At 51.4% G+C, this 706-nt stretch carries 1 protein-coding gene; it reads left to right on the top strand.

All coding sequences use genetic code 11. From position 1 onward, the window contains the following. Positions 1 to 48 precede the first annotated feature (48 nt). On the top strand, positions 49 to 706 hold a 658-nt coding region (locus ACXAH3_RS16450), incomplete at its 3' end, for an IS6 family transposase (RefSeq protein WP_474863351.1).

The raw sequence follows: 706 nt of genomic DNA, 5'->3' as shown, positions 1-706 counted from the left end.
TGTCAGAGGAACTTGCCGATCCAAGCCTGATCTGCGATTTCTCGGCGCATGATCAAGCCTTCCCCGTTCAAATATTTCAAAACCAGTCCTGAAATCATCAAGCTTGCGGTGATGTATTACGTCCGATTTCCACTCAGTTTGCGGCAAGTTGAAGACATCCTCCACGAACGTGGCATCGACATCACGCATGAGACGATCCGGTTCTGGTGGAACCGTTTCGGGCCGATGTTCGCGAAGGAAATCCGGAAGAAACGGGCAGGGGGGCAATCGAATTGGCGGTGGCATGTCGACGAGGTGTTTGTGAAAATCAATGGCGAGAGGTTCTACTTATGGCGCGCCATCGACCACGAAGGTGTTGTTCTTGAAAGCTTTGTTTCAAAACGACGGGATCACCGCGCGGCATTGAAAATGTTGAGGAAATTGCTGTCCGCCCACGGATTGCCGCATGAAATCGTGACGGATAAGCTGGGTTCATATCGCGCTGCTCTACGGGATCTGAACATGCTTGATCGCCACGAGACAGCCCAGTATCGGAACAACCAATGCGAAAATTCGCACTTACACTTTCGACGACGAGAATGCGCGATGTGCCGCTTCCGATCGATGCGAAGTCTGCAGAAATTCACGTCAATCCACGCCGCCATTTTCAATCAGTTTAGCCACCAACGTCACCTCGAGACCCGTATCAGATTTAAAGAACTCCGCG

Source organism: Aliiroseovarius sp. ABM4_368 (assembly GCF_056161205.1).
Note: the sequence above shows the minus strand (reverse complement) of the source record. Positions and strands in the feature narration are given on the sequence as shown.